Raw genomic sequence first — 262 nt, 5'->3', positions numbered from 1 at the left:
ATCTGTACGCTCGGTGCCAACAGGCCGAAGCTATATACGGCAGGGCTAGGATGATACGTACCGATCGTACCGCTCAACACCACCCCGTTGGCCGTGACTTGGGTAGAAAAACTCGTGCCCGCCTTTTTACTACGCGCCTGTACCTTACACTTACCATCGTTGCCAGTGGTGCAACTGCCCAGCGCCCCATACGGAAGGCTACCGAACTGGACTTCCGGCGTACCCGCAAACAGCACATTCATGTTGGCCATCGCCTGACCTG

The 262-nt window shown here is 56.9% G+C and carries 1 protein-coding gene; it reads right to left on the bottom strand.

Annotation, left to right across the window (positions count from 1 at the left end):
* The coding region (locus QN359_RS19915; RefSeq protein ID WP_323493639.1) for a hypothetical protein at positions 1 to 262 on the bottom strand (262 nt) is incomplete at both ends.

It is taken from the genome of Undibacterium sp. 5I2 (genome assembly GCF_035019605.1).
Taxonomy (GTDB): domain Bacteria; phylum Pseudomonadota; class Gammaproteobacteria; order Burkholderiales; family Burkholderiaceae_D; genus Undibacterium.
This window is presented reverse-complemented; position numbering and strand designations above follow the sequence as displayed.